The organism is Streptomyces niger (genome assembly GCF_000718305.1).
Taxonomy (GTDB): domain Bacteria; phylum Actinomycetota; class Actinomycetes; order Streptomycetales; family Streptomycetaceae; genus Streptomyces; species Streptomyces niger.
Genome location: NZ_JOFQ01000011.1, coordinates 369,857 through 394,211, shown reverse-complemented (window position 1 = coordinate 394,211; position 24,355 = coordinate 369,857). Strand labels below are relative to the sequence as shown.

Here is a 24,355-nt window from a genome sequence, read left to right as displayed (position 1 = left end):
CTGCACTAGCCCCACCCGCCCCCAGCAGGCCGAGCACAGATACGGGATTTTGGACATGAGCGCGCCTTCGTCAGGATCCGCCGGCGGCAGCCCCACCCCCGGCTACTACCCGGATCCGTCCATCCCCGGCTACATCCGGTACTGGAACGGCGCCTCCTGGGTGCCCGGCACCAGCCGACCGGCACCCGCCGAGGGTGAGGCGATGCCGGCCCCGCCGCCGGGCGCCGCCTCCGCCCCGTCCACCGCGCAGCCCTCCGCCGCCGAGGAGACCGGCCCGGTCTTCTTCGACGAGGAGGAGAACTCCGGGCAGGTCGACGGAGAGGCCGAGAGCGACGCCCTCGCCGTGCGCGAGCGCGGCGAGGTGGACGTGGCGACCGCGGACCGGGACGGCCCGAGCCGGCTGCACGGCAACAGCCCCGGCTCGGCCGCCGCGTGGCAGGCCGACACCGCCCACCAGGAGGGCTTCGGCGGCGAGCAGGACCGCCGGGTCTCCTGGGGCTCGGTCCCCCCGCAGCGCGAGGGCGCGGCGCCGGGTTCTCCCGCCGAAGCCCAGCCCTGGGGCGACGGCGCGCCGGCCGGAGCGGAGCAGGAAGGTTCCGAGGCCACCCCCGCCGGGACCGAGCGGCCGGCCGCGCACACCGCGCAGCCCGCCGTCCCGGCCGACGGCACCATGGCCATCCGCGCGATGGGCACCGGCGGGACCGCGGGGGAGCAGTCGGGCACGGCGGCGCCCGACACGGGCCGGGCCGACGGCACGATGGCGATCCGCCTGGACCGCGGCGAGCCCCGCCCGGCGACCGGCTCCCCGGCCGCCCAGCCCCCCGCCACGCAGGGTCCCGCCGACCGGGCCCAGCCCTCGGCGCCCTCCTACGGCTATCCGCAGCAGGGCGCCCCCGGCGTCCCCGGCCAGGGCGGTTACGGCTATCCGCAGCAGGCCGGCCCCGCGACACCGGGTCCGCAGCAGAGTGGTTACGGCTATCCGCAGGCCGGCCCCGCCGCGCAGCAGGGTGGTTACGGCTACCCGCAGCCCGGCCCCGCCGCGCAGCAGAGCGGCTACGGCTACCCGCAGCAGTCCGGCCCGTCGGCCGCGCAGCAGGGTGCCGCAGCCGAAGGCGTCATCCCCTGGAAGCCGCCGGCCGACAACCCCTTCGCGCAGTCCGCACAGGAAGGGCGGCCCGCCTCGCTCGGCCGCCGGATCGCCGCCCGGCTGATCGACACGGTCGTGCTGTGCGCGCTGCTCGCCGGGGTCGCCGTACCGCTGTGGGGCATGGCGGCCGACCACATCGACGGCAAGGTCGAGGCCGCCAAGCAGTCCGGCGTGCAGACCACCGTCTACCTCCTCGACGGCACGACCGGCGGCTACCTCGCCATCGTGATCGCCGTGCTGCTGGTCGTCGGCCTGCTCTACGAGGCGCTGCCCACCGCCAAGTGGGGGCACACGCTGGGCAAGAAGCTCTGCGGCCTGCGGGTGCTGGACATCGAGGCGCACGACACCCCGGAGTTCGCCTCGGCGATCAAGCGCTGGCTGGTGTACGGCGTGCTCGGCGTGCTGGCCGTCGGCGTGGTCAACGTCCTGTGGTGCCTGGTCGACCGGCCGTGGCGGCAGTGCTGGCACGACAAGGCCGCCCGGACGTTCGTGGCCGAAGGCTGAGCTGCCCCGAGGACTGAGCCTTTCCCGAGGAGCTGAGCTTCCCCGAGGACGGCGCCCCTCCCGAGGGCTGAGCTCTCGGAACGGCGGCGCGTGGGCGTGCGCCCCGGAGCGTCGGAGCGCGCCCGCGCACTCCGTACGCACCTTCCGGGCGCGCCGCACTTCCCCCGAACGGCGCACGCCGGATGCGGCGCCCGGTGGTACGCGGTCGACTCGGGCCATGAGTACCGACCAGCCGAGGCCCGGATCCGGCGAGCCGCCGGAAGACGACCCGTTCCTCAAGAAGCCGCAGCACCCCCAGGAGCCGCCGGCGGACAGCGGCGACCCGTACGGCGGCGCACCCCGGGGCCCCGCCGCGGGCGGTCCTTACGGCGGCGGCCCGCCGCCCGGAGGCGGCCCCTACGGTCCGCCCGGTGGCGGACCGTACGGCGGTCCGCCCGGTGGTGGCCCGTACGGCGGTGGTCCGTACGGCGGCGCTCCGTACGGCGGTGGTGACCCCTACGGTGCCGCCGATCCGCTTGCCGGGATGCCGCCGCTCGCGGGCCGCGGCCGGCGGCTGGTGGCGCGGATCATCGACGCCGTCCTCATCGGTGTGCCGGTCGGCCTGATCATGTGGTTCATCGTGGGCGGGGTGGACTACACCGCGACGAACGAGAGCGGCAGGCAGAGCGTGGTCTCCGGCGTCACGATGCTGGCCTACCTGATCTACGAGGGAATCATGCTCACCACCCGCGGCCAGACCGTCGGGAAGATGGCCATGAAGATCAGGGTGGCGATGCTGGAGAACGGGGCGATCCCCACGGCCCAGGCGGGCTGGGTGCGGGCCGCCGTCTACACGCTGCCCGAGGTCATCCCCTGCTGCGGCACGATCTTCTGGCTGCTCAACGTCCTGTGGTGCACCTGGGACAAGCCGTACCAGCAGTGCCTGCACGACAAGGCGGCGCGCACGGTGGTGGTCTCGACCGCCTGACCGTCCCCGCGCGTCACCGGGAGTGTTCGCCGACCCGTGCCTCGGCAGGCCGGGTCGGCGACGTACGCCGTCCCACGAACCCTTCGGGCCGCAGCTGCGCGGCGGCGACGCGCGCCCGGCGGGCCCGTGCCGCGCGCGGCAGCGGCGCCGTGACCGCGACGAGGAGCCCGAGCCCCAGCCCGGCGATGGCGATGACCGCGGCCCCGATGCCCGTCCGGGTCTGCGAGAGCAGCAGCATGGCGAGGGTGGAGAGCACGACGGTGGCCGAACCGTAGGCGAGCTGTGCGGCAGTCGGTCGAGGCATGGCGGGTCCGTCCTCGGAAGCATCAGGGGTGTGAGTCGACTTGGCGCGCCGTCAAAAGACTCTACGGTCCTTACTGCCCGAGCGGAACGTCCGGTAAGCGTGAGTTGACGCACGGTTCCGATGCACGGGGGGCGCACCGAGTCATGATCTCCGTCAACTGTTCGGAATGGCGCGCCCGTTGAGGCGCCCCCCGATGGGTGTCGAGCGTCCGATACCCGTACGCGATGAGCCGAGTAACGTACTTTGCTGACGTGCTCAAATCAAGGTCTGTCTTTTCTCCCGGCGTTCCGGTCAAATGCCCTCAACGACCGTTCATTCATGGGGAGGACAGCGCACCGTGAGATCCCAGAGATTGCTGTTCAGATCGGCCGCCCTGGCCACGGCAACCGCCGCGATCGGGGCGGCCGTTTTCACGTCCGGGGCCGCACAGGCCGACGGCCGTACCGCGGGCGCGAGCGCGCCGAATGATCCGGCACCCGCCGAACGGACGGTGGACCACGACCTGAAGGGCCCGTTCAGCGAACGGCAGGAGGCCCAGCGCGAGGAGGCGCTCCGTCAGGTCATATCCGGCGACGCCAAGGCCACGAAGCGCGGCGGCTCGCAGGTCGTGAAGCTGGACAAGAACAAGTACGTCGAGCTGGCCCGGGAGAAGACCGACAAGATCTTCACCATCCTGGTGGAGTTCGGCGGCAAGGTCGACAACACCACGATGTACGACCCGGACGGCGACGGCCCCAAGCCGCCGGTGAAGAAGTACGGCGGCGAGGCCGGCCCCGCGCACAACGAGATAGCCGAGCCGGACCGTGCGACGGACAACAGCACGGACTGGCAGCCCGACTTCAACCAGCAGCACTACCAGGACCTTTACTTCTCGCACGAGAAGAAGAAGGAGTCCCTGGCGAAGTACTACGAGAAGCAGTCCTCGGGCCGCTACTCGGTCCAGGGCGAGGTCTCCGACTGGGTCAAGGTCGACTGGAACGAGGCCCGTTACGGGTCCAACTACTGCGGCCAGACCAACTGCTCCAACGCCTGGGACCTGATCCGCGACGGCGTGAACCAGTGGGCGAAGGACCAGAAGGCGGCCGGCCGCACCGACGCGCAGATCAAGGCGGACCTGGCGCAGTACGACCAGTGGGACCGCTACGACTACGACGGCGACGGCAACTTCAACGAGCCCGACGGCTACATCGACCACTTCCAGATCGTGCACGCCGGCGAGGACGAGTCCGCGGGCGGCGGCGTCCAGGGCACCAACGCCATCTGGGCGCACCGCTGGTACGCGTACGGCACGGACGCCGGCAAGACCGGGCCGGGCGAGAACCGCGCCGGCGGCACGCAGATCGGCTCCACCGGCATCTGGGTCGGCGACTACACCATGCAGCCGGAGAACGGCGGCCTCGGCGTCTTCGCCCACGAGTACGGCCACGACCTGGGCCTGCCGGACGAGTACGACACCGGCGGCACCGGCGAGTCCTCCGTCGACTTCTGGTCCCTGATGTCCGCCGGCTCCTGGCTCGGCAGGGGCAAGGACGCCATCGGCGACCTGCCCGGCGACATGAGCGCCTGGGACAAGCTGCAGCTGGGCTGGCTCAACTACGACACCGCGCGCGCCGCGACGGAGTCCTGGCACAAGCTGGGCGTCGCCGAGTACAACACCAGGCACAAGCAGGCGCTCGTCGTCGAGCTGCCGAAGAAGGCCGTCACCACCTCGATCGTGAAGCCCGCCGAGGGCTCCAAGCAGTGGTGGAGCGGCATGGGCGACGACCTGAAGAACACCCTCACCCGGTCCGTCGACCTCACCGGCAAGGCCAAGGCCTCCCTGAACCTCAAGGGCTGGTGGGACATCGAGGCGGAGTACGACTACCTGTACGCCGAGGTCTCCACGGACGGCGGCGCGAACTGGACCCCGCTGGACGGCACCGCCAACGGCCGGGCCATCCCGCGCGACGCCGGTGACAAGCCCGCGCTGACCGGCACCGTCGACGCCTACCAGGACCTCGTCTACCCGCTGGACGCGTACGCGGGCAAGAAGATCGACCTGCGGTTCCGCTACCAGACCGACGGCGGCGTGGCCCAGAAGGGCTTCGCGGCCGACGCCCTGAACATCGTGGCCGACGGCAAGCCGCTCTTCACCGACGGCGCCGAGGGCGACGACGCGGGCTGGTCCGCCAAGGGCTTCTCCCGCATCGGCGAGTCCTTCACCAGGGACTACCCGCAGTACTACCTCGCGGAGAACCGCCAGTACGTCTCGTACGACAAGACCCTGCAGACCGGCCCGTACAACTTCGGCTTCGCCTCCACCCGGCCGAACTGGGTCGAGCACTTCCCCTTCCAGAACGGCGTGCTGATCTGGCTGTGGGACACCTCGCAGGCGGACAACAACGTCGGTGAGCACCCGGGCGCCGGCCAGATCCTCCCGGTCGACGCGCACCCGAAGGCCCTCAAGTGGGCGGACGGCAAGCTCATGCGGAACCGCTTCCAGACCTACGACTCGACCTTCACCGCGGCCCGCACCGACGCGCTCACCCTGCACAAGGACGGCAAGCTGGTGCGGATCCCGTCCCAGAAGGGCGTCACGGTCTTCGACGACCGTTACGGGATCTACTACGACAAGCTGAACCCGACCGGTGGTGTGATCGTTCCTGACACCAACACCCGGATCAAGATCTCCAAGGAGGCCAAGGACGGCTCCACGGTGATCGTCGAGGTCGGGCGCTCGGCGAAGAAGTAAGTAAAACCGCAGGTCAAAAGCGTATCGGCCGCCGCCCCCTAGCGGGCGGCGGCCGATCGCGTTTAGATGCCTTCTGCGGCCTTCTTGCTGACACGCAGTCTCACGAGGGGATCCCGACGCATGCCCTGACCCGGCCCGCGCCGGCCGCACGACCATGCACCGACCGCTGCACCGACCATGCACGGGGGAGACATGACCCTGACCGGCTCCGGCTTCATCAGGCTTCCGGGTGGAAGCGTGGTGGTGGCCCTCTCGCTGCCCAGACCGGGCGGCAGCGGCCACCGCGTACGCGTCCTCGTCCACGCCGCGAACCGCCCGCGCGCCCTGACCAGGCTGCGCAACCTCGGCCTGCGCGCCGTCTACCTGCGCGGCAACACCGAGCCGCCCACGCCGGACGAGGTCACCGCCGTTCTGCACCACCCCGACGGCCTGGTCTGGCGGGGTGCCCCGGAGGACGACACGGAGTCCTGGCACCCGATACGGGCGCTGCTCCGCCCGTACGTCCCGGAGCCGCTCAGCCCCCGCTGACCACCGGCTTGCCGGTCAGCTCGGCGCCGGCCTCCCGCAGCTCCGCCACCGCCGCCTCCGTCGTGTGCGGGGCCACGCCCGCCGTCAGGTCCAGCAGGACCCGGGTGCGGAACCCCTCGCGCACGGCGTCCAGGGCCGTGGCCCGCACGCAGTGGTCCGTGGCGATGCCGACCACGTCCACCTCGGTCACGTCGTGCGCGCGCAGCCACTCCGCCGTCGAGGTGCCGTTCTCGTCCACCCCCTCGAAGCCGCTGTACGCCGCGGCGTACTCACCCTTGGAGAAGACCGCGTCGATCGCGCCGGAGACGATCGCGGGCGCGAAGTTCGGGTGGAAGCCGCTGCCCTCCGTGCCGGCGACGCAGTGCACCGGCCAGCTGTGCTCGTAGTCCGGCCGGGTGGAGAAGTGGTCCCCCGGGTCGATGTGGTGGTCACGGGTGGCCACCACGTACTGGTAGCCGCCGCCCGCGGTCTCGCCGACCAGATCGGTGATGGCGGCGGCGATGTCCGAACCGCCCGCCACCGCGAGGCTGCCGCCCTCACAGAAATCGTTCTGTACGTCCACGACGATCAATGCCCGGTGCATGGTGCGGCCTTCCGGATGGGAAATGGGGGACGGGTGGCGGCTGGGAATGCTGTGGCGGCTGTGGGAACTGTGGGGGCTACGACACGCGCCGATGTGACCGAGGGTAGCCACTCACCCGGCGTTCCGGGAGTGGGCGCTGCACGGCGGTTCGCGACACACCGGCAGGCCAGAGGCGCAGGGCGGGGCCACGATGCGCCCCGTCGCGCCCCGCCCACAGGTCGCCTCAGTGGGGTACCTACGTACCGAGGCGCCCCAGGGCGCCGCCTCAGACGTGCTCCGTCGGCAGCACGGCCTCACCGCGCGACAGCTGCATCGCCGACATCGGCAGGCCGGCGCGGGCCGCGATGTGCCGGTCGCGTGCGGCGTCCAGCGGCTCGCGGGCGACCACCTCGCCGCCGCGCACCAGCGGCACCTGCAGCTGCCGGTCGGCCAGCTCGGCGGGCACCGGCCCGGTGCCGACGACCTCGGCCTCGGCCACGCCGTGCTCGTCCCGGCGCCGCGCGGACCACTTCCGGCCCCCCTGGGACGCCTTGCCGCCCATGGACTTCTTCGCGACCGGCCGCAGCGGCGCGTCGGCGCCGTCGCTGTCGGCGCGCGCGACCAGCTTGTAGACCATCGAGCAGGTGGGGTGCCCGCTGCCGGTGACCAGCTGGGTGCCGACGCCGTACGCGTCCACGGGGGCCGCGGCCAGCGAGGCGATGGCGTACTCGTCCAGGTCGCTGGTGACCACGATCCTGGTCTCCGTCGCGCCCAGCTCGTCCAGCTGCTGGCGCACCCGGTGCGCGAGCAGCAGCAGGTCGCCGGAGTCGATGCGGACGGCGCCGAGGCCCGGCCCGGCCACCTCGACGGCGGTACGGACCGCCTCGGCGACGTCGTACGTGTCCACCAGCAGAGTCGTTCCTGCACCGAGGCTGTCGATCTGCGCGGTGAACGCGTCCCGCTCGTTGTCGTGCAGCAGGGTGAAGGCGTGGGCGCTGGTCCCGGCCGTCGGGATGTTGTACCGGAAGCCGGCCGCGAGGTCGGAGGTGGTGTGGAAGCCGCCCACGTACGCGGCGCGGGAGGCGGCCACCGCCGCCAGCTCGTGGGTGCGCCGGGCGCCCATCTCGATGAGCGGGCGGTCGCCGGCCGCCACCGACATCCGGGACGCGGCGGCGGCCACCGCCGAGTCGTGGTTGAGGATCGAGAGGATCACCGTCTCCAGCAGCACCGCCTCGGCGAAGGTGCCCTCGACGCGCAGGATCGGCGAGCCGGGGAAGTAGACCTCGCCCTCGGGGTAGCCCCAGATGTCGCCGCGGAAGCGGTAGTCGGCGAGCCACTGGCGGGTCTGCTCGTCGAGGATCCCCCGGTCGGCGAGGAAGTCCAGGATGGTGGCGTCGAAGCGGAAGTTCTCCACGGCGTCCAGCACCCGGCCGGTGCCGGCCACGACGCCGTACCGGCGGCCCTCGGGCAGCCGCCGGGTGAAGACCTCGAAGACCGAGCGGCGGTCGGCGGTCCCGGACCGCAGCGCGGCCTGCAGCATGGTGAGTTCGTACTGGTCGGTGAAGAGCGCAGTCGACGGCACGGCCACCGGCAGCCCCAGGTCTGCTGTGTTCATACGCTGATGCTACCTCCCTTACTCGTCAGATTGACGATTTCCCTGGGTCATTTGTGCGCGCGCCCTCCCCGGGTGGCAGCATGGGACCCGTGAGTGTCGCACCGACGGAGATCGAACGTCCCGAAACGACCGAAGCACCTTCCGAGGTGACGGAACCCGATGTGCCCTGGGTGACCGTCGTTCACAATGACCCCGTCAACCTCATGAGTTACGTGACCTACGTGTTCCAGGCGTACTTCGGGTACTCCAAGGAGAAGGCACGCAAACTCATGCTCGACGTCCACCGGAAGGGCCGCGCGATCGTGTCCAGCGGCACCCGCGAAGAAATGGAGCGCGACGTGCAGGCGATGCACGGCTACGGCCTCTGGGCGACCCTCACGCAGGACCGCTGATGGCCGGCCACTTCGAAGCCCTGCCCGGCGGGGGAGCGGCGGCCGCCTTCGACGAGGTCGAGATCTCCATCCTGCGCAGCCTGGCCGTCCAGCTGATGGAGCTGGTGGGCCCCGGCGACGAGCCCGCCGAGGGCGCGGACCCGCTGGACGCGCTGTTCGCCGAGGGGCCCAGCGAGCCGCCGTCCGACCCGGCGCTGGCCCGGCTCTTCCCCGACGCGTACGGCGGCCCCGACCAGGTGCCGGACGACGACGCGCGGGCCGCCTCGGCGGAGTTCCGCCGCTTCACCGAGAACGACCTGCGGGCCCGCAAGCGCGAGGACGCCCTGGCGCTCGTCCGCTCCTTGGACGCGCTGTCCGCCGAGGGAGACAAGAAGACCGAGGGCGCCGTGCTGCGGCTGAAGCCCGACGAGTCGCAGCAGTGGCTGGGTGCGCTGAACGATCTCCGGCTGGCGATCGGCACCCGCCTGGAGGTCAGCGACGAGGACGACGGCAGCGAGCTGATCGGCCTGCCGGACGACGATCCGCGCAAGCCGATGGCGATGGCGTACCTCTGGCTGGGCGGGCTGCAGGAGACCTTGATCGAGACGCTGATGCCCTGACCGGCCCTTTCGTCACCGGTACGGCACGTCCGACTACGCACCGGAGGCCGTTCGCTCAGCGGATGCTCAAATCCGGATAACGATCGCATTACTGCGGAGCACGACCATCCTGCACCTTTTGAATTTTGTCCTACTTTCCCTGTTGTGCCCCGCGGTGTCCCGGTAGTACATCCTCGGTGGTCGTGGTAAAAATCCTCGACCTGCCGCCGGTGACGCCACCCCTGTTGCCGCGGGAGCGCTTCGCCGGCCGACCGTCGGCGTGCAGGACTCCATCCGGGGGGATCGGGACCCGATCCGGACAGACCGGGTCGGAATGGAGAAAGGCGCACCACACATGACCTCAGCGCAGGTCGACAATCAGCACGGCGTCACCGACGCCGAAGGGTCTGCCCCCGAAGAGGGCTATCAGCGCGGACTGGGAAACCGGCAGATCCAGATGATCGCCATTGGTGGCGCCATCGGAACGGGCCTGTTCCTCGGGGCGGGCAAGGCGATCTCGAAGGCCGGGCCGAGCATCATCCTCGCCTACGCCATCGTCGGACTCGTCATCTTCTTCATCATGCGGGCCCTGGGCGAGCTCCTCATGTACCGCCCCGTCTCGGGCTCCTTCTCCGAGTACGCGCGCGAGTTCCTCGGGCCCTTCATGGGCTTCGTGACCGGCTGGACGTACTGGCTCTTCTGGGTCGTCACGGGCATCACCGAGGTCACCGCGGCAGCCACCTACGTGCAGTACTGGACGGACGGCATCCCGCAATGGGTGGCCGCCCTGGTCTTCACCGTCGCGCTCTTCGGCATCAACCTGATCTCCGTCAAGCTCTTCGGTGAGCTGGAGTTCTGGTTCTCCATGGTCAAGGTCACCGCCATCATCGGCATGATCCTGATCGGCCTCGGCGTGATCACCCTCGGCTTCTCCGACGCCGGCGACACCGCGTCCTTCAGCCTCCTGTGGTCCGACGGCGGCTTCTTCCCCAAGGGCATCGGCGGCACGCTGATGACCCTGCAGATCGTGATGTTCGCCTTCCTCGCCGTCGAGCTCGTCGGCGTCACCGCGGGCGAGGCCACCAACCCGAAGAAGGTCCTGCCCAAGGCCATCAACACCGTGCCGTGGCGGATCGGCCTCTTCTACATCGGCTCGCTGATCATCATCCTGTCGGTCGTCAGCTGGACCGCGTTCACGCCGAACGTGAGCCCCTTCGTCGCGGCCTTCGCCAAGATCGGCCTGCCGGCCGGCGCCGGCATCGTGAACTTCGTCGTGCTCACCGCGGCGCTGTCCTCGGCCAACTCCGGCATGTACTCCACCGGCCGCATGCTGCGTGACCTGGCCCGCAACGGCCAGGGACCGAAGATCTTCACGTACCTCAGCAAGAACGGCCTGCCCACCCGCGGCACCGCGGTCTCCGTCGCGATGATGCTGGTCGGCGTCTGGATCAACTACCAGTGGCCGGGCGAGGCCTTCAACTACGTCGTGTCCTTCGCCACCATCTCCGGCATGTGGGCCTGGATCGTCATCCTGCTCTCGCAGCTGCGCTACCGGGCCAAGGCCAACCGCGGCGAGCTGCCGCAGTCGGAGTTCAAGGCCCCCGGCGCCCCGTACACCTCGGTCTTCGCGCTGGCCTTCATCTTCATGGTCATCGTGATGATGGGCATCGACCCGGACACCCGGATCTCGCTCTACGCGGCGCCGGTCTGGGCCGCGATCATGGGCATCGGCTACCTGGCCATCAAGCGCCGGGACCCGAACGTGTTCGCGAACAACGGCCCCGCCGACACCACGAAGAAGGGCTGACCCGACCGGGTTCACCTGCCCGCTGTCCAGCATCCGGGCCCGTACGTATCACCAGATGGTACGTACGGGCCCGCCCGCCCGTCGCCCACCACCACCCTTCGTAGGAGCGCTGCGCGCGCCCCTTCTTATGCTGGTCACCATGCTGACCATCACCCGGGCCCTCTACGACCAGATCGTCGAGCACGCCCGCAAGGACCACCCCGACGAGGCGTGCGGGGTCCTGGCCGGCCCGACGCCGGCGCCCGCCGACGGCCGTCCCGAGCGGTTCATCCCGATGCTGAACGCGGCGCGGTCGCCCACGTTCTACGAGTTCGACTCCACCGACCTGCTCAAGCTCTACCGCGAGCTGGACGACCGGGACGAGGAGCCCGTCGTCATCTACCACTCGCACACCGCGACCGAGGCCTACCCGTCCCGCACGGACGTCTCGTACGCGAACGAGCCGAACGCGCACTATGTCCTGGTCTCCACCGCGGACACCGACGACGCCGGCCCGTTCCAGTTCCGCTCCTACCGGATCGTGGCCGGCGAGATCACCGAGGAGGAGGTCGAGGTCGTCGACGCGTACAAGTGACGCGTGACGCCCGTCACCTCCCGCACGGGATCGGCCCCGGCGGCGCACGGCCCGCCGGGGCGTCCCGAATGGGCGCATCCCACATGGTGTCACCGTCCGTCCGCATCCCGAGACCGGGTTCCAAAAGCCGGACCGGGAATCGATACGATGACCGCATGGTTGACCACGACGTGAGCGAAAAGACGCCGAGCTTGCTGCTCGTGGCGCGGCTGCACGTCGACCTGTGCCGCCTCGCCAGCGCGATCTGTCCGCGCCGCGCAGCCGGCTGACCGGTTCCGCCTGCCCGGAGGCAGGCGCCCGGCCGAGACGGCCGGCGGGCCCTGAACGTACGCCCCGCCCGCGTCCCAGGACGCTTTCGCCCGACGCGCCGCAGCGGCGCACTCCAGACTCGCTCTCCGGCCCCTCCGGGAAGCGCCCCAGCCAGCCGACACCAGGAGCATCCTCATGGCCATCGAGGTCCGAATCCCGACCATCCTGCGCACCTACACCGACGGCCAGAAGGCCGTGGAGGGCAGCGGCGACACCCTCGGCGCGCTCTTCGACGACCTGGAGAGCCGGCACGCCGGCATCAAGGAGCGCCTGGTCGAGGGCGAGCAGCTGCGCCGCTTCGTCAACGTCTACCTCAACGACGAGGACGTCCGCTTCCTCGACGGCATCACCACCAAGGTCGCCGACGGCGACAGCGTGACAATCCTTCCGGCGGTCGCCGGCGGCGCTCGCTGATGCGGTACGACAGCCCGCTCGCCGCGGTAGGCAACACCCCCCTGGTGCGCCTGCCGCGGCTGTCGCCCTCCGACGACGTACGGATCTGGGCCAAGCTGGAGGACCGCAACCCCACCGGCTCCGTCAAGGACCGCCCCGCGCTGCACATGATCGAGCAGGCGGAGAAGGACGGCCGGCTCACCCCCGGCTGCACCATCCTGGAGCCCACCAGCGGCAACACCGGCATCTCGCTCGCCATGGCGGCCAAGCTCAAGGGCTACCGCATCGTGTGCGTCATGCCGGAGAACACCTCCAGCGAGCGCCGCGAGCTGCTCGCCATGTGGGGCGCGGAGATCATCTCCAGCCCCGCCGCCGGCGGCTCCAACACCGCCGTCCGGGTCGCCAAGGAACTCTCGGCCGAGCACCCCGACTGGGTGATGCTCTACCAGTACGGCAACCCCGACAACGCGGGCGCGCACTACGCCACCACCGGCCCCGAGATCCTCGCCGACCTGCCCTCCGTCACCCACTTCGTGGCGGGCCTGGGCACCACCGGCACCCTCATGGGCGTCGGCCGCTACCTGCGCGAGCACGTACCCGGCGTCAACATCGTGGCCGCCGAGCCGCGCTACGACGACGTGGTCTACGGCCTGCGCAACCTCGACGAGGGCTTCATCCCGGAGCTCTACGACGAGTCCGTGCTGACCACCCGTTACTCGGTCGGCTCGGCGGACGCGGTACGCCGCACCCGCGAACTCCTCGCCGAGGAAGGCATCTTCGCGGGCGTCTCCACCGGCGCGGCCCTGCACGCCGCCATCGGCGTCGCGAAGAAGGCCGTCAAGGCGGGGGACAACGCCGACGTGGTGTTCGTCGTCGCCGACGGCGGCTGGAAGTACCTCTCCACCGGCGTCTACACCGCCGAGAGCACCGAAGCGGCCATCGAGACGCTGCACGGCCAGCTCTGGGCGTGACAGCGGCACCCTGAAGCCTGCTCTTCCCGAAGGCGCCCGGCCTCGCGGCCGGGCGCCTTCGCGCGCTCCGGGCAGCTAACGGGCCAGGTGCCTGACCCGCCTCCACAGCTGCGGATCGGCGGCGCCCGCGCGGCGCCGGAAGTCGGCCACCGCCACCTCGCGCAACTCGTCCGTCTCCAGGAAGCTCGGCCGGTTCCGCGCGTCGCCCACCGTGCCGGGTGGCAGCGCGATCACGCCGGGCCGCTCGGCGTGGTACCGCGTGGTGATCTTGGCGACCAGCGCGGAGCCGTCCCGCACGGCCAGCACCAGACACGGCCGGTCCTTCGCGGCGGCCGAGTCCTCGAACGGCACCATCGCCCACCAGATCTCACCCGGCTCCGGCAGCACGCGCAGGTCCTTGCCGGGGCGCGTACGGACCGGCCGGTCACCCGGGCGCCGCGAACCGGGCCGGACAGTGGGGCGGCCGTCCCGCGCCGGGCCGCGGCCCGGCCGCCGCCGCTTCGGGCCCCGGTCCGACCGCGCCCGCCCGTCCACGATCGCCGCCACCAGCGCCAGTACGACCACGGCCAGCACCGCCGGCCACCACCATGAGGTGCCCACGCCCGCCTCCTCACTCGCCGCCGCGTACCGCCGTGTGCCGTCGCCCGCAACCGCGGTGGCTCTCTTCGTCAGGTGACCGTACCGACCGGCCCCCGCCCCTCCCGGCACAAAGGCCCACCCGGACTGGTGATTCCGCCCACAGCTCGCCCCGCTGGAGGAGCCACCGGCCCTTTCGCGACTTACCCTCGTGGGCACTGCAACGACTGGTACGGACCGGCCGAGCACGGCCCAAGCCCCGCATGGACCCGCCGCACCGCCCCCCGCCCACGGAGGTTCACGCCCCTATGAAGCTCACTGTCGTCGGATGCTCGGGGTCGTTCCCTTCGACGGAATCGGCCTGTTCGAGCTACCTCCTGGAGGCCGACGGCTTCAGGCTGCTCATCGACATGGGCAACGGTGCCCTCGGCGAGCTGCAGCGCCACTGCGGTCTCTACGACCTCGACGCGGTACTCCTCTCCCACCTGCACGCCGACCACTGCATCGACCTCTGCGGGTACTTCGTGGTGCGCTACTACCGCCCCGACGGCGGCCGCTGCGCCCCGATGCCGGTCTACGGGCCGGCCGGCACCGAACGCCGCCTCACCGCGGCGCACGCCGACCTGCCCACGGACCACGCCATGAGCGAGGTCTTCGACTTCCGCACCCTGACGCCCGGCACCTTCACCGTCGGCCCGTTCACCATCCGTACGGAAGCGGTCAGCCACCCGGTGGAGGCGTACGGCTTCCGCATCGAGCACGGCGGCCGGTCGCTCACGTACTCCGGGGACACCGGCGTCTGCGAGTCGCTGCACTCGCTCGCCGAGGACACCGACTTCTTCCTCTGCGAAGCGTCCTTCACGCACGGCAAGGAGGACATCCCCGACCTGCACCTCAACGGCCGCGAGGCCGGCGAACACGCCGCCCGCGCCCGCGCCGGCCGCCTGGTCCTCACCCACATCCCGCCGTGGACCGACCCCGGCATCAACCTCCGCGACGCCCAGGACGTCTTCAACGGCCCGGTCGAGGTCGCCAAGGCGGGCGCGGTGTACGAGATCTGACCCCGCATACGCCGAAGGCCCCCGAAACCGTGCGGTTCCGGGGGCCTACTGCCGTACGGGCGGGAGCTACTTGGTGAGCTCGGCCTCGGCGGCCGCCGATTCCTCCTCGTCCTCGCGCCCCGGAGTCTTGATGTTGAACTTCGAGATCGCGAAGCGGAAGACGAAGTAGTACACCGCTCCGAAGGCCAGGCCGATGGGGATGATCATCCATGGCTTGGTCGCGAGGTTCCAGTTGAGGATGTAGTCGAAGAGACCGGCGGAGAAGCCGAACCCGTCGTGCACACCCAAGCTCCACGTGGCGAACATCGCCACACCGGTGAGGACCGCGTGGATGATGTACAGCAGCGGCGCGATGAACATGAAGGTGAACTCGATCGGCTCCGTGACACCGGTGACGATGCTGGTGAGCGCGATGGAGAGCATCATGCCGCCGACGACCTTGCGCCGCTCGGGGCGGGCGCTGTGCACGATCGCCAGGGCGGCGGCCGGCAGGCCGAACATCATGATCGGGAAGAAGCCGGAGGTGAACTGGCCGGCGGAGCCGTCGCCCGCGAGGAAGCGCGGGATGTCGCCGTGCACGACCTGGCCGGCGGAGTTGGTGAAGTCACCGACCTGGAACCAGAAGAACGTGTTCAGGAACTGGTGCATGCCGACCGGGATCAGCGCACGGTTGAAGAGACCGAAGAGACCCGACCCGACGGAGCCAAGGCCGATCAGCCAGTCACTGAAGGCGTTGAGCGCGTCGCCCACGGGGCCCCAGACGAGCCCGAGCAGCACACCGACGATCACGCCGATGAAGGCCATGAGGATCGGCACCAGCCGGCGGCCGTTGAAGAAGCCCAGCCAGTCCACCAGCTTGGTGCGGTGGAAGCGCTGCCAGACGACGGCGGCCAGCAGACCCATCACGATGCCGCCGAGCACGCTCGGGTTGGGCGGCGTGCCGGCCGGGGCGGCCTTGGTGACGGTGCCCTCCATCGGGAAAGCCGTCAGCACGTTGTGGTAGACGAGGAAACCGGCCACGGCGGCCAGTGCGGTGGAGCCGTCGGCCTTCTTGGCGAAGCCGATGGCGATGCCTATGCAGAACAGCAACGGCAGCCCGAGGGAGGCGTCCAGCAGCGCCCCGCCGGCGCTGTTGAAGACGGCCGCCACCTTGTCCCAGCCGAGGCCCTTCTTGCCAAAGATGTCGTCCTGCCCGAGGCGCAGCAGAATGGCTGCCGCGGGCAGCACGGCGATCGGCAACTGCAGGCTGCGTCCGATCTTCTGCAAGCCCTGCAGCAGGCCGGCACCCCGCTTCTTTGCGGGAGTCGCCTTAGCGGTGGCCGTACTCATCGGATTCCTCCTGGTGAGGCGGGCTCGGGGGAAAGGGGCAGCCCGCACGTCTGGTCTACACCACTCAGTGGTTTAGACCATTACTAGCATGCCGGTGCGCCTCTTAGGAATCCTTTGTGGCGAGCGAAAGCGGGGCTTGCGGGAGGATCTCCGGGGCTTTCCGGGCGCTCGCTCCGAAAGCGAAGTGTTCCGATCGTAAGGCGTGGCGGTGAGCGGGCCGCCCGCGGCGAGGTGGAGCGTATGTCCGTAATGCACCCTCCGCAGCGCACTGACTGCTCAGTGTGACGCAATGAACAATCTTGACGCCCGTCCCCTTGTCGCCGGCTGTCGCCTCCGGCGGTTGCGGCCGGCGCGTCCGGCGCGCCTGTCAACTCTGCGCCCTGGCGCGGTAATTGAGGGCGCGGAGAATTTCACCTATTTGAAATGCGGACCAATTGCTTGCTCGGCGAGCGGGCAGCGGCTTCTTGGGCAAATGAAGCCGCTTGACCCGGGGGCAAAGAAATACGCAAGATCATCTTGACCGAGGACGGCCGACCGGGCCGTCCTGATGTGAATCGAAAGGGGGCCTCCATGAGTCTTGAAGATCTCCGGGGGTTGGGGCTGACCGCCCTTGGCGACGATGCGGCTGCGACGGTGGCGGCCGGTATGAACAAGGCGCAGTGCGCCTGGCTCTACAGCAACATCGTCAGCGGTAACAACTACATGTACGGCAGCGCCAGCCCGGCCGGCTACGTGAACCTCTACAAGAGCCAGTGCAAGGGCAAGGGGCCGAAGCTCGCCTCCTGAGGCGGCGCACGGCTGACTCTTCCGGCTCCCCGCGACCCGGTCTCATCGGACATGGGTCGCGGGGAGCTCTGCGTACCGTATGTAAAAGGAGTTCCGGTGGGGTGGCAGCGCTTCCACACGCATCAACAGGGCGAGACCGACTGCGGCCCCGCGGCAGCGCGCATGATTCTCAAACGGCACGGCATTCTCGTCGACACGGCCGTTCTCCGGGAATCGGTCGGTCTGGGCCACGGTGGCGCCAGTCTCCTGCGACTGCATGAGGTACTCAAAAGCTACGGAGTCGACTCGCTCCTGCTGCGACTGAGTACGCCGGAACTCCGCACCGCCGTCCGTACGGCAGGGCCCGCCATTGCCGTCGTTGATGAGGAAGGCATTTACCACTTCGTCGTGGTCCACGCCGTCGACGACGACGGATTCGTCGTCAGCGACCCGGAAATGTACCGGCCCCGGCACATCGCCACGGCGGACTTCGACGCCTGGTTCAGCGGGGAGGTCCTGGTCAGCGAGGTCCCGGACGCAGGAATCAGCCGACGAGCGATCTTGCGCCAGGCCGCGGCCGCCGGCACCGTCTGGCAGATCGTGCGTGAACACAAGAAGATGCTGGCCCTGACCGCACTTCTCACCGGGCTGACATCCGCTCTGGTCATGTTCAGTTCGACCATGTTCCTGCAAGTGGCCATCGACAGGTATGTGCCGGATGGCGCCACACAGGCCATCGCCGTCGCCGCGCTGGGCGCTGTCGCGGTCTGCGTCGCGGCAGCCGTGCTGCAGTACATCCGCGGCCGCTTGCTCGTCGCCCTCGGGCAGCGCCTCCAGCGCGAGCTCGCGCAGCGGTACGTGCGCAAGCTGATGCGTCTGCCCGCCTCCTTCTTCCTCGCCCGGCGGACCGGCGATCTCGTGAGCCGGTTCAATGATGTGCAGGCAGTGCAGGGAATGGTGGTCACGGTGACCGTGGGTGCCGCCATCGACATGTGCACGGTCCTCTTCTCGGGCGCGTTCCTGCTGGCCTCCACGCCCCTCCTGTTCGCGGTGCTGCTGCTGCCCACCGCGGTCGACGTCGTGACGTCCTGGTACATCTACGCGTCGGTCCGCGAGCAGTCCGAGGAAGTGCTGCAGCGCGACGCTTCGATGAAGGCGGAGGCCTCGGCAGTCCTCGCCGGGCAGCTCGATGTCATCGCACTCGGAAAGCGAGAGTTCGCGCGGACACGCATAGAGAAGCAGCTGACGCGGCGCATCGGAGCCGAGATCCGGCTGGGGCGGCTGGAGAACGTGAACTCCGCGGTCAAACTGCTCAACCGCGGAGTGTTCACGGTGGTCGTGGCATGGATCGGCTTGCTGCAGGTGCACAGCGGTCAGATCATGCTCGGCCAGCTGATGAGCTTCTTCACCCTCGCCGGATACTTCCTCACCTCCACAGAAGAGCTGGCCGCCCTGCAGGTGGCGCTGCAGCGGGACGCCGCGGCTCTCGGCCGGTACCGGGATGTGCTCTGCCAAGCCGAAGCGCCAGGACCGGGCACGGGGGAAGACGCACAGACTCCCCTGCCGGCCACTGCCCGGCTCGAAGTGAAGAACGTGTCACTGCGCTATCCGGGTAGCGCCGCCGAAGCGGTGGCCGGCGTGACTTTCGATGTTCCGGAGAATGCCACCGTGCTGGTGCGGGGTGGCAACGGATCGGGCAAAAGCACCGCACTCAAGGCCGCGGCCGGGATATTCGGCGATTATCGAGGAAAGATAACGCTGGACGGGACGGATATAAGGGAAATCCCGGAGAAAGTCCTCAGGAGTCGGGTTCTCTATGTTTCGGAGAATCCGATCGTTTTCTCGGCCTCGGTGCGGGAGAATCTGACGCTCGGCACGGAGCGTAGCGACCAGGAAATCAGCGAAGCCTGCCGCATCGCGCGCTTCGACGAAGTCATCGCACGCTTCACCAACGGGCTCGACGACTACCTGAACGAAGCAGGAGTGCAGCTGTCCAGAGGAGAGACGCAACGTCTCTCGGTCGCGCGGGCGGTCCTGCAGAGTCCGCAGATATACATCTTCGACGAAACGTTCTCCGGAGTGGACGAGTCGACCTTCGCCCGGATATGGCAGGACCTCGGCGCTGTCCCCGGCGCAAAGGTGCTCGTCTCCCACAGGGCCGTACCGGAAATCACTTTCGACTCGATCGTCTCCCTGGATTCCGGAAAGACTGAGGTGGCTGCCCGATGACCGCTGACAACGCCGTGCTGCTCGTGCGGGACATCGTCTCCCGTGCGCGCACGCTCAGGCAGCGAGGAAGCGCTGACCCCCTCGCACGTGATCTGGCCGCCATCAGTGATCTTCCCGATGTCCTGGGGAACGCGCCGGTTGCCGCACCGGCCTACGAACAGGTCGCCGCTGCGTACGGGCAGCGGCCGCCCCTTCCCGTCGTCGCCGTGCTGCTGACCCGCAACGAAGAGGAACGCATAGCGCGCACCGTCGCCTGCATGGCCGGAGACGTGGACCGGATCATGGTCATCGATGCGGAGTCGACCGACGGCACGGTCGAGGCCGCTGCCGGGGCCTGCGGAGACGACACCCCCCTGGTCTCCGTCGTCCGCGAGTGGCAGGACGACTTCGCGGCGCAACGCAATCACGCCTTCGAACTCTTGGAGAGTGGGTGGCTGCTCTTCATCGATGCGGACGAACAGCTCGCTCCCCACCACTCCGGAATGCTCCGGCCCGCCCTGCGTGCGCTGGACCACCTCCTGCCCGACGGCAGCTTCTCCGTATCGCCCCGGATCGTGGACGTGGACAGCGGAATGTCCTACACGCACACCGGCAGGGGAGTGCGGGCCGAGTCGGCGCTGCGGTTCCGGGGACGCATCCACGAACGACTGTTCGCAGCGGGTGGCGAAGCGCCGCCCACCGTCCGGCTGGACATCGATTTCCTGCACCACGGGTACACCGCCCACGACATCGCAGCGAACGGGAAGCGCGAGCGGGACGGTCGGCTCATTGGTCTGTGTCGCGCGGAGGAGCCGGAGAATCCCAAGTGGGCCTTCTACGCCGCTCGCGAGACGATCGCCGCCGGAGTGACGGACAGCGCCACGGTGAACGCGGCGTACGACGCCTTCCGCGACTCCCTGCAGCTGTACCGGAACCCCGAGCTCACCGACTATGAGACCGAACGGTTCGAGGAAGCCTGGAGTCTCCTCTGCGACCTGGCCATCAGGGGCGGCGACGAACGGCGGATCGCGGAGTGCCTCGACATCGTCCGTTCCGCCGGGCGGACGGCCGAAGCGGCGTACTACGCGTCACTCCTGGAAGGCAGCCGCCACATCGCAGGACTCTCCCTCCTCGTCGACCGCCTGTCCGCCGCGGCCGGGAGCGGGGGCGGCGCCCCGGACCTTCTCCAGAGCAAGATGCTCGACCTGCAGGCGACGCTGGCGCTCGCCTGCGGCCGCTACGACTGCGCGGAGCGCTCGTACGCCGCGGCACTGCAAGGAGGCGGCGGAGACAGTGCCCGCCGGACTCTCGACGCACTCCGTCGGCTCGTCGACCGCCTGCCCTGAGGAGTTCCGCCCGGACCGGGGCCGGCTACCGTTTCGTCACGTCTTCCGCGTCTTCCTCCGGTTCACGGCCCGGGGTCGCCAGATCGAACTTCGTGATCACGAAGCGGAAGACCACGTAATAGACCACCGCGAAACACAGGCCGATCGGAATGATCAGCCACGGCTTGGTCGCCAGACCCCAATTGATGACGTAGTCGATCAGGCCCGCCGAGAAACTGAACCCGTCGTGCACCCCCAGCGCCCACGTCACCGCCATCGACACACCCGTCAGCACCGCGTGCAGCGCGTACAGCACCGGCGCCACGAACAGGAACGAGTACTCGATCGGCTCCGTGATCCCCGTGACGAACGACGTCAGGCCGACCGACAGCATCATGCCCGCGATCTCCTTGCGCCGGTGCTTCTTCGCGCAGTGCGTGATCGCCAGCGCCGCCGCCGGCAGCGCGAACATCATGATCGGGAAGAAGCCGGAGGTGAACTGGCCCGCACTCGGATCACCCGCCAGGAACCGGTTGATGTCACCGTGCACCACCGTCCCGTCCGGCTTCGTGAAGTCGCCGAACTGGAACCACATGAACGTATTCAGGAACTGGTGCATGCCGATGACCAGCAGCGCACGGTTCGCCACACCGAAGATCCCGGACCCCGTCGCGCCCAGGTCCACCATCCACCTGCTGAAGCTGGTCAGCGCGTCACCGATCGGCGGCCACACGAACAGGCAGATCACCGCGAAGGCCAGCGCCACGAACGACATGATGATCGGTACGAGCCGACGGCCGTTGAAGAAGCCCAGCCAGTCCACCAGCCTCGTACGGTGGTACCGCTGCCAGAACCACGCCGACAGCAGCCCGATCACGATGCCGCCGAACACACCCGGATTCTGGTACGTCGCGGGCGCCCCCGTACCGTCCTTCGCCACGCACGCGCCGCCCAGCGGCCCACCGCTCACGAACGTCGCCCCGCCCGTGCAGTCCTCCGGGAACTGATGCAGCACGAAGTAGTAGACGAGGAATCCCGCCACCGCCGCCAGCGCCGTCGAGCCGTCCGCCTTCTTCGCCATGCCGATCGCGACGCCGACACAGAACAGCATCGGCAGCCCGAGCGAGGAGTCCAGCAGCGCGCTGCCCGCGCCCATGAACACCTTCGCCACGTCCTCCCAGCCCAGCCCGTCCGTGCCGAAGACGTCCGGCTGCCCGAGCCGGTTCAGGATGCCCGCGGCCGGCAGCACCGCGATCGGCAGCTGCAGGCTGCGCCCCATCTTCTGCAGGCCCTGGAACAGCCCGCCGCCCCACTTCTTCTTCGGCGCCGCCGCCGCGTCCGAACTCATCCGCAACCTCCCGGCCGCCGGCCCCGCGACGGCCGACTCGTGCTTGCCGCATACTGGTGGTGTAGACCATTCGTAGTGGCGCTACGGGATCTCCCGAACGCACCACCGGGTGGTCGCCATCATTCGCCAGGCAGCGGACAAACGCCCGTCCAACAGGGCTGAACGTGCGTTACCGTGTGGAATCCTTCGGCACCATCGCCGACGGCCGAGACAAGCAGGAGTGGACATGGCCAGCAAGGCTGAGAAGATCGTCGCCGGGCTCGGTGGCCTCGACAACATCGAAGAGGTCGAAGGCTGCATCACCCGCCTTCGCACCGAGGTCGTCGACCCCTCCCTCGTCGACGAAGCCGCCCTGAAGGCCGCCGGCGCCCACGGCGTCGTGAAGATGGGCACCGCCATCCAGGTCGTGATCGGCACCGACGCCGACCCCATCGCCGCCGACATCGAAGACATGATGTGAGCGTCGAAGACTTGATCTGAGTATCGCGCCGCGAAGCCGCGAAGCCGCGTTAGCCGCGATGTGCGCTGAGCCGCCGCGCTCCGGCCGAAGGCCCCGCCCCGGTTCGTACGTGCGTACGCATCCGGAACGGGGCCTTCGGCATTCCCGATAGGCTCGACCCCATGTCTCGCATCGACGGCCGCACCCCCGAACAGCTCCGCCCCGTCACCATCGAACGCGGATGGAGCAAGCACGCCGAGGGCTCCGTCCTCATCTCCTTCGGCGACACCAAGGTCTTCTGCACCGCCTCCGTCACCGAAGGCGTCCCCCGCTGGCGCAAGGGCAGCGGCGAGGGCTGGGTCACCGCCGAATACTCCATGCTCCCGCGCTCCACCAACACCCGCGGCGACCGCGAATCCGTCCGCGGCAAGATCGGCGGGCGTACGCACGAGATCTCCCGCCTCATCGGCCGCTCGCTGCGCGCCGTCATCGACTACAAGGCCCTCGGCGAGAACACCATCGTCCTGGACTGCGACGTCCTCCAGGCCGACGGCGGCACCCGCACCGCCGCCATCACCGGCGCCTACGTCGCCCTCGCCGACGCCGTCGCCTGGGCCCAGGGCAAGAAGCTCATCAAGGCCGGCCGCAAGCCGCTGACCGGTACTGTCTCCGCCGTCTCCGTCGGCATCGTCGACGGCGCCCCGCTCCTCGACCTCTGCTACGAGGAAGACGTACGCGCCGAGACCGACATGAACGTCGTCTGCACCGGCGACGGCCGCTTCGTCGAGGTCCAGGGCACCGCCGAGGCCGAGCCCTTCGCCCGCGACGAGCTCAACGCCCTCCTCGACCTCGCCGTCGCCGGCTGCGCGGACCTGGACAAGGCCCAGCGGGAAGCGCTGGACCGGACCCTCTGAGAGGCACCGCGCCTGCGCCTGTCGAGGGCGGGGCGCCGGGGCCGCGGCCTGCCGGTGGTTCCGGTGGGCCGCCCGGCCCGCCCGGTGATCTGTGACGTTCCCCTCGTGGGATCTGCATCTCTAGGAATGACCGCAGCGCAGGCGCAAGGTGGGACATGCACCCCCGTATCTCCCCGTACCCCTACGGAGTGCGCGTCCCCAGCTCCCCACGACGAGGAACACCACCGTCATGCCTGCTGAAGCCGCTGCCGCCGCCCTCGACGCGCCCGCCGCCCGCACCGGCGGCCCCAAGGACGACAAGCCCTGGATGGAACACCTCGTCGGCTGGACCCTCGTGGTCGTCCTGGCCATGTTCCTGACCCAGACCGGCCTGATCACCGGACTCGGCTGAGCCCCGGCCGGCCGCACGGCACGAAGACGTCACGACAACGCCGCGAATTCGGCGGGTTCGGCAACCAAAACCGCGCGCCAGGCGTTCCTCCCTTTACCTGTTCATTGCCAAGGGAGGGCCCCGCTCATGTCCGCGTACCGCTTTGCCCGCCGTCGCCGTTCCTTCGGATCGGGCGCCGCGCCGCGGCCTGCCCGCCGCCGTACGGCCATGACGGCCGCCTCCGCCGCGGCGGCCCTCGCTCTCGCCGTCCCCGCGCTCTCCGCCTGCAGCGCGGTCGAGACGGCCCTGGACTGCGCCCAGACCGCCACCGCCATCGGTCAGAACGTCGACAACCTCCAGCAGGCCATCTCCAACGGCGCCGACAACCCGGCGGAGGCCCAACAGGCCCTCGACAAGATCGACAAGAACCTCGACGCCCTCGGCGACAAGAGCGACAACGCCGACATCGGCAAGGCCGTCGACGACCTCTCCCGCGGCGTCAAGAACGCCCAGCAGGACCTGGACCAGGGCAGGACCCCCGACACCACCGCCATCCGGTCCGCCACCTCGGAACTCACCAAGATCTGCACCCCGGGCTGAGCGGTCCGCGGGCCCGCGGACGGATGTGTGCCGCGGAT

25 protein-coding genes are annotated in these 24,355 nt (G+C 69.7%); 19 read left to right on the top strand and 6 right to left on the bottom strand.

Features of this window, described 5'->3' with window-relative positions:
- Window positions 1-55 precede the first annotated feature (55 nt).
- Both IF20_RS22705 and IF20_RS22700 read left to right on the top strand, forming a co-directional pair.
- A complete protein-coding gene (locus IF20_RS22705; protein ID WP_052867083.1) occupies window positions 56-1,651 on the top strand; it encodes an RDD family protein in 1,596 nt (531 codons plus the stop codon).
- Between the two features lie 217 nt (window positions 1,652-1,868).
- Window positions 1,869-2,618 carry an RDD family protein gene (locus IF20_RS22700; RefSeq protein WP_052867082.1) on the top strand — a complete coding sequence of 250 codons (750 nt, stop codon included), beginning with the start codon at window positions 1,869-1,871 and terminating at the stop codon, window positions 2,616-2,618.
- 13 nt (window positions 2,619-2,631) lie between these two features.
- On the opposite strand, the gene IF20_RS22695 is transcribed toward IF20_RS22700, so the two are convergent.
- Window positions 2,632-2,922, bottom strand: coding sequence for a hypothetical protein (locus tag IF20_RS22695; RefSeq protein ID WP_052867081.1), 291 nt, complete (start codon window positions 2,920-2,922; stop codon window positions 2,632-2,634).
- Window positions 2,923-3,217: 295 nt separating this feature from the next.
- On the opposite strand from IF20_RS22695, the gene IF20_RS22690 reads away from it, so the two are divergent.
- Window positions 3,218-5,653, top strand: coding sequence for an immune inhibitor A domain-containing protein (locus IF20_RS22690; protein WP_110944432.1), 2,436 nt, complete (start codon window positions 3,218-3,220; stop codon window positions 5,651-5,653).
- 192 nt (window positions 5,654-5,845) lie between these two features.
- Window positions 5,846-6,181 (top strand): hypothetical protein, encoded by a 336-nt coding sequence (locus IF20_RS22685; protein WP_052867079.1) that lies wholly within the window; start codon window positions 5,846-5,848, stop codon window positions 6,179-6,181.
- On the opposite strand, the gene IF20_RS22680 is transcribed toward IF20_RS22685, so the two are convergent.
- Window positions 6,168-6,764 (bottom strand): isochorismatase family protein, encoded by a 597-nt coding sequence (locus IF20_RS22680; RefSeq protein ID WP_052867078.1) that lies wholly within the window; start codon window positions 6,762-6,764, stop codon window positions 6,168-6,170. The genes IF20_RS22685 and IF20_RS22680 overlap by 14 nt on opposite strands.
- Window positions 6,765-7,029: 265 nt before the next feature.
- Window positions 7,030-8,358 (bottom strand): nicotinate phosphoribosyltransferase, encoded by a 1,329-nt coding sequence (locus tag IF20_RS22675; protein ID WP_052867077.1) that lies wholly within the window; start codon window positions 8,356-8,358, stop codon window positions 7,030-7,032.
- A gap of 80 nt (window positions 8,359-8,438) precedes the next feature.
- On the opposite strand from IF20_RS22675, the gene clpS reads away from it, so the two are divergent.
- From clpS to IF20_RS22645, 7 genes are all read left to right on the top strand, one after another.
- On the top strand, window positions 8,439-8,750 hold the full coding sequence (gene clpS / locus IF20_RS22670) for an ATP-dependent Clp protease adapter ClpS (RefSeq protein WP_052867076.1): 312 nt from the start codon (window positions 8,439-8,441) through the stop codon (window positions 8,748-8,750).
- Window positions 8,750-9,349 carry a DUF2017 domain-containing protein gene (locus tag IF20_RS22665; RefSeq protein ID WP_052867075.1) on the top strand — a complete coding sequence of 200 codons (600 nt, stop codon included), beginning with the start codon at window positions 8,750-8,752 and terminating at the stop codon, window positions 9,347-9,349. The genes clpS and IF20_RS22665 overlap by 1 nt, the downstream gene beginning before the upstream one ends.
- A 334-nt stretch (window positions 9,350-9,683) precedes the next feature.
- Window positions 9,684-11,135 carry an amino acid permease gene (locus tag IF20_RS22660; protein ID WP_052867074.1) on the top strand — a complete coding sequence of 484 codons (1,452 nt, stop codon included), beginning with the start codon at window positions 9,684-9,686 and terminating at the stop codon, window positions 11,133-11,135.
- A gap of 139 nt (window positions 11,136-11,274) precedes the next feature.
- Complete coding sequence (locus IF20_RS22655) at window positions 11,275-11,709, top strand: Mov34/MPN/PAD-1 family protein (RefSeq protein ID WP_052867179.1); 435 nt, start codon at window positions 11,275-11,277, stop codon at window positions 11,707-11,709.
- A 155-nt stretch (window positions 11,710-11,864) separates the two neighbouring features.
- On the top strand, window positions 11,865-11,978 hold the full coding sequence (locus tag IF20_RS40730) for a putative leader peptide (RefSeq protein ID WP_324605588.1): 114 nt from the start codon (window positions 11,865-11,867) through the stop codon (window positions 11,976-11,978).
- Window positions 11,979-12,153: 175 nt separating this feature from the next.
- Entirely contained in the window at window positions 12,154-12,432 is a 279-nt protein-coding gene (locus IF20_RS22650; RefSeq protein WP_052867073.1) for a MoaD/ThiS family protein, read from the top strand.
- Window positions 12,432-13,382, top strand: coding sequence for a PLP-dependent cysteine synthase family protein (locus IF20_RS22645; RefSeq protein WP_052867072.1), 951 nt, complete (start codon window positions 12,432-12,434; stop codon window positions 13,380-13,382). The genes IF20_RS22650 and IF20_RS22645 overlap by 1 nt, the downstream gene beginning before the upstream one ends.
- A gap of 75 nt (window positions 13,383-13,457) precedes the next feature.
- Here IF20_RS22645 and IF20_RS22640 read toward each other — a convergent pair whose 3' ends face one another.
- A complete protein-coding gene (locus IF20_RS22640; RefSeq protein ID WP_052867071.1) occupies window positions 13,458-13,982 on the bottom strand; it encodes a type II toxin-antitoxin system PemK/MazF family toxin in 525 nt (174 codons plus the stop codon).
- Window positions 13,983-14,266: 284 nt separating this feature from the next.
- Between IF20_RS22640 and IF20_RS22635 the strand changes: the two genes are divergently transcribed.
- Window positions 14,267-15,019, top strand: a complete 753-nt coding sequence (locus IF20_RS22635) for an MBL fold metallo-hydrolase (RefSeq protein ID WP_052867070.1) — start codon at window positions 14,267-14,269, stop codon at window positions 15,017-15,019.
- A gap of 66 nt (window positions 15,020-15,085) precedes the next feature.
- Here IF20_RS22635 and IF20_RS22630 read toward each other — a convergent pair whose 3' ends face one another.
- Complete coding sequence (locus IF20_RS22630; protein WP_052867069.1) at window positions 15,086-16,348, bottom strand: PTS transporter subunit EIIC; 1,263 nt, start codon at window positions 16,346-16,348, stop codon at window positions 15,086-15,088.
- A gap of 570 nt (window positions 16,349-16,918) precedes the next feature.
- Here IF20_RS22630 and IF20_RS39300 point away from each other — a divergent pair.
- The 3 genes from IF20_RS39300 to IF20_RS22620 all read left to right on the top strand — a co-directional run bounded on the left by IF20_RS39300 (window position 16,919) and on the right by IF20_RS22620 (window position 20,667).
- Window positions 16,919-17,134, top strand: a complete 216-nt coding sequence (locus IF20_RS39300) for a hypothetical protein (protein ID WP_199896706.1) — start codon at window positions 16,919-16,921, stop codon at window positions 17,132-17,134.
- Between the two features lie 96 nt (window positions 17,135-17,230).
- A complete protein-coding gene (locus IF20_RS22625) occupies window positions 17,231-19,342 on the top strand; it encodes a peptidase domain-containing ABC transporter (RefSeq protein ID WP_052867068.1) in 2,112 nt (703 codons plus the stop codon).
- Window positions 19,339-20,667: a glycosyltransferase gene (locus tag IF20_RS22620; RefSeq protein ID WP_052867067.1), complete on the top strand. Its 1,329-nt coding sequence runs from the start codon at window positions 19,339-19,341 to the stop codon at window positions 20,665-20,667. Before IF20_RS22625 ends, IF20_RS22620 begins: the two co-directional genes overlap by 4 nt.
- A 25-nt stretch (window positions 20,668-20,692) precedes the next feature.
- Here IF20_RS22620 and IF20_RS22615 read toward each other — a convergent pair whose 3' ends face one another.
- The gene (locus IF20_RS22615; RefSeq protein WP_052867066.1) at window positions 20,693-21,994 is read right to left on the bottom strand and encodes a PTS transporter subunit EIIC; all 1,302 of its coding nucleotides are present in this window, start codon (window positions 21,992-21,994) and stop codon (window positions 20,693-20,695) included.
- Window positions 21,995-22,220: 226 nt separating this feature from the next.
- Between IF20_RS22615 and IF20_RS22610 the strand changes: the two genes are divergently transcribed.
- From IF20_RS22610 to IF20_RS22600, 4 genes are all read left to right on the top strand, one after another.
- A complete protein-coding gene (locus IF20_RS22610; protein WP_030250235.1) occupies window positions 22,221-22,454 on the top strand; it encodes a glucose PTS transporter subunit EIIB in 234 nt (77 codons plus the stop codon).
- A 161-nt stretch (window positions 22,455-22,615) separates the two neighbouring features.
- Window positions 22,616-23,347, top strand: a complete 732-nt coding sequence (gene rph, locus IF20_RS22605) for a ribonuclease PH (RefSeq protein ID WP_052867065.1) — start codon at window positions 22,616-22,618, stop codon at window positions 23,345-23,347.
- Window positions 23,348-23,576: 229 nt separating this feature from the next.
- On the top strand, window positions 23,577-23,738 hold the full coding sequence (locus IF20_RS38050) for an SCO1431 family membrane protein (protein WP_110944430.1): 162 nt from the start codon (window positions 23,577-23,579) through the stop codon (window positions 23,736-23,738).
- 126 nt (window positions 23,739-23,864) lie between these two features.
- Window positions 23,865-24,317, top strand: coding sequence for a hypothetical protein (locus tag IF20_RS22600; RefSeq protein WP_234426774.1), 453 nt, complete (start codon window positions 23,865-23,867; stop codon window positions 24,315-24,317).
- Window positions 24,318-24,355 lie beyond the last annotated feature (38 nt).

Coding starts and splice junctions, on each gene's coding strand:
- IF20_RS22685 (WP_052867079.1), top strand. CDS start 5,846: ATGACCCTGACCGGCTCCGGCTTCATCAGGCTTCCGGGTGGAAGCGTG.
- IF20_RS22630 (WP_052867069.1), bottom strand. CDS start 16,348: ATGAGTACGGCCACCGCTAAGGCGACTCCCGCAAAGAAGCGGGGTGCC.
- IF20_RS22615 (WP_052867066.1), bottom strand. CDS start 21,994: ATGAGTTCGGACGCGGCGGCGGCGCCGAAGAAGAAGTGGGGCGGCGGG.
- IF20_RS40730 (WP_324605588.1), top strand. CDS start 11,865: ATGGTTGACCACGACGTGAGCGAAAAGACGCCGAGCTTGCTGCTCGTG.
- IF20_RS22645 (WP_052867072.1), top strand. CDS start 12,432: ATGCGGTACGACAGCCCGCTCGCCGCGGTAGGCAACACCCCCCTGGTG.
- rph (WP_052867065.1), top strand. CDS start 22,616: ATGTCTCGCATCGACGGCCGCACCCCCGAACAGCTCCGCCCCGTCACC.
- IF20_RS22610 (WP_030250235.1), top strand. CDS start 22,221: ATGGCCAGCAAGGCTGAGAAGATCGTCGCCGGGCTCGGTGGCCTCGAC.
- IF20_RS39300 (WP_199896706.1), top strand. CDS start 16,919: ATGAGTCTTGAAGATCTCCGGGGGTTGGGGCTGACCGCCCTTGGCGAC.
- IF20_RS22650 (WP_052867073.1), top strand. CDS start 12,154: ATGGCCATCGAGGTCCGAATCCCGACCATCCTGCGCACCTACACCGAC.
- IF20_RS22665 (WP_052867075.1), top strand. CDS start 8,750: ATGGCCGGCCACTTCGAAGCCCTGCCCGGCGGGGGAGCGGCGGCCGCC.
- IF20_RS22690 (WP_110944432.1), top strand. CDS start 3,218: ATGCCCTCAACGACCGTTCATTCATGGGGAGGACAGCGCACCGTGAGA.
- IF20_RS22600 (WP_234426774.1), top strand. CDS start 23,865: ATGTCCGCGTACCGCTTTGCCCGCCGTCGCCGTTCCTTCGGATCGGGC.
- IF20_RS22680 (WP_052867078.1), bottom strand. CDS start 6,764: ATGCACCGGGCATTGATCGTCGTGGACGTACAGAACGATTTCTGTGAG.
- IF20_RS22700 (WP_052867082.1), top strand. CDS start 1,869: ATGAGTACCGACCAGCCGAGGCCCGGATCCGGCGAGCCGCCGGAAGAC.
- clpS (WP_052867076.1), top strand. CDS start 8,439: ATGGGACCCGTGAGTGTCGCACCGACGGAGATCGAACGTCCCGAAACG.
- IF20_RS22620 (WP_052867067.1), top strand. CDS start 19,339: ATGACCGCTGACAACGCCGTGCTGCTCGTGCGGGACATCGTCTCCCGT.
- IF20_RS38050 (WP_110944430.1), top strand. CDS start 23,577: ATGCCTGCTGAAGCCGCTGCCGCCGCCCTCGACGCGCCCGCCGCCCGC.
- IF20_RS22675 (WP_052867077.1), bottom strand. CDS start 8,358: ATGAACACAGCAGACCTGGGGCTGCCGGTGGCCGTGCCGTCGACTGCG.
- IF20_RS22705 (WP_052867083.1), top strand. CDS start 56: ATGAGCGCGCCTTCGTCAGGATCCGCCGGCGGCAGCCCCACCCCCGGC.
- IF20_RS22660 (WP_052867074.1), top strand. CDS start 9,684: ATGACCTCAGCGCAGGTCGACAATCAGCACGGCGTCACCGACGCCGAA.
- IF20_RS22635 (WP_052867070.1), top strand. CDS start 14,267: ATGAAGCTCACTGTCGTCGGATGCTCGGGGTCGTTCCCTTCGACGGAA.
- IF20_RS22695 (WP_052867081.1), bottom strand. CDS start 2,922: ATGCCTCGACCGACTGCCGCACAGCTCGCCTACGGTTCGGCCACCGTC.
- IF20_RS22655 (WP_052867179.1), top strand. CDS start 11,275: ATGCTGACCATCACCCGGGCCCTCTACGACCAGATCGTCGAGCACGCC.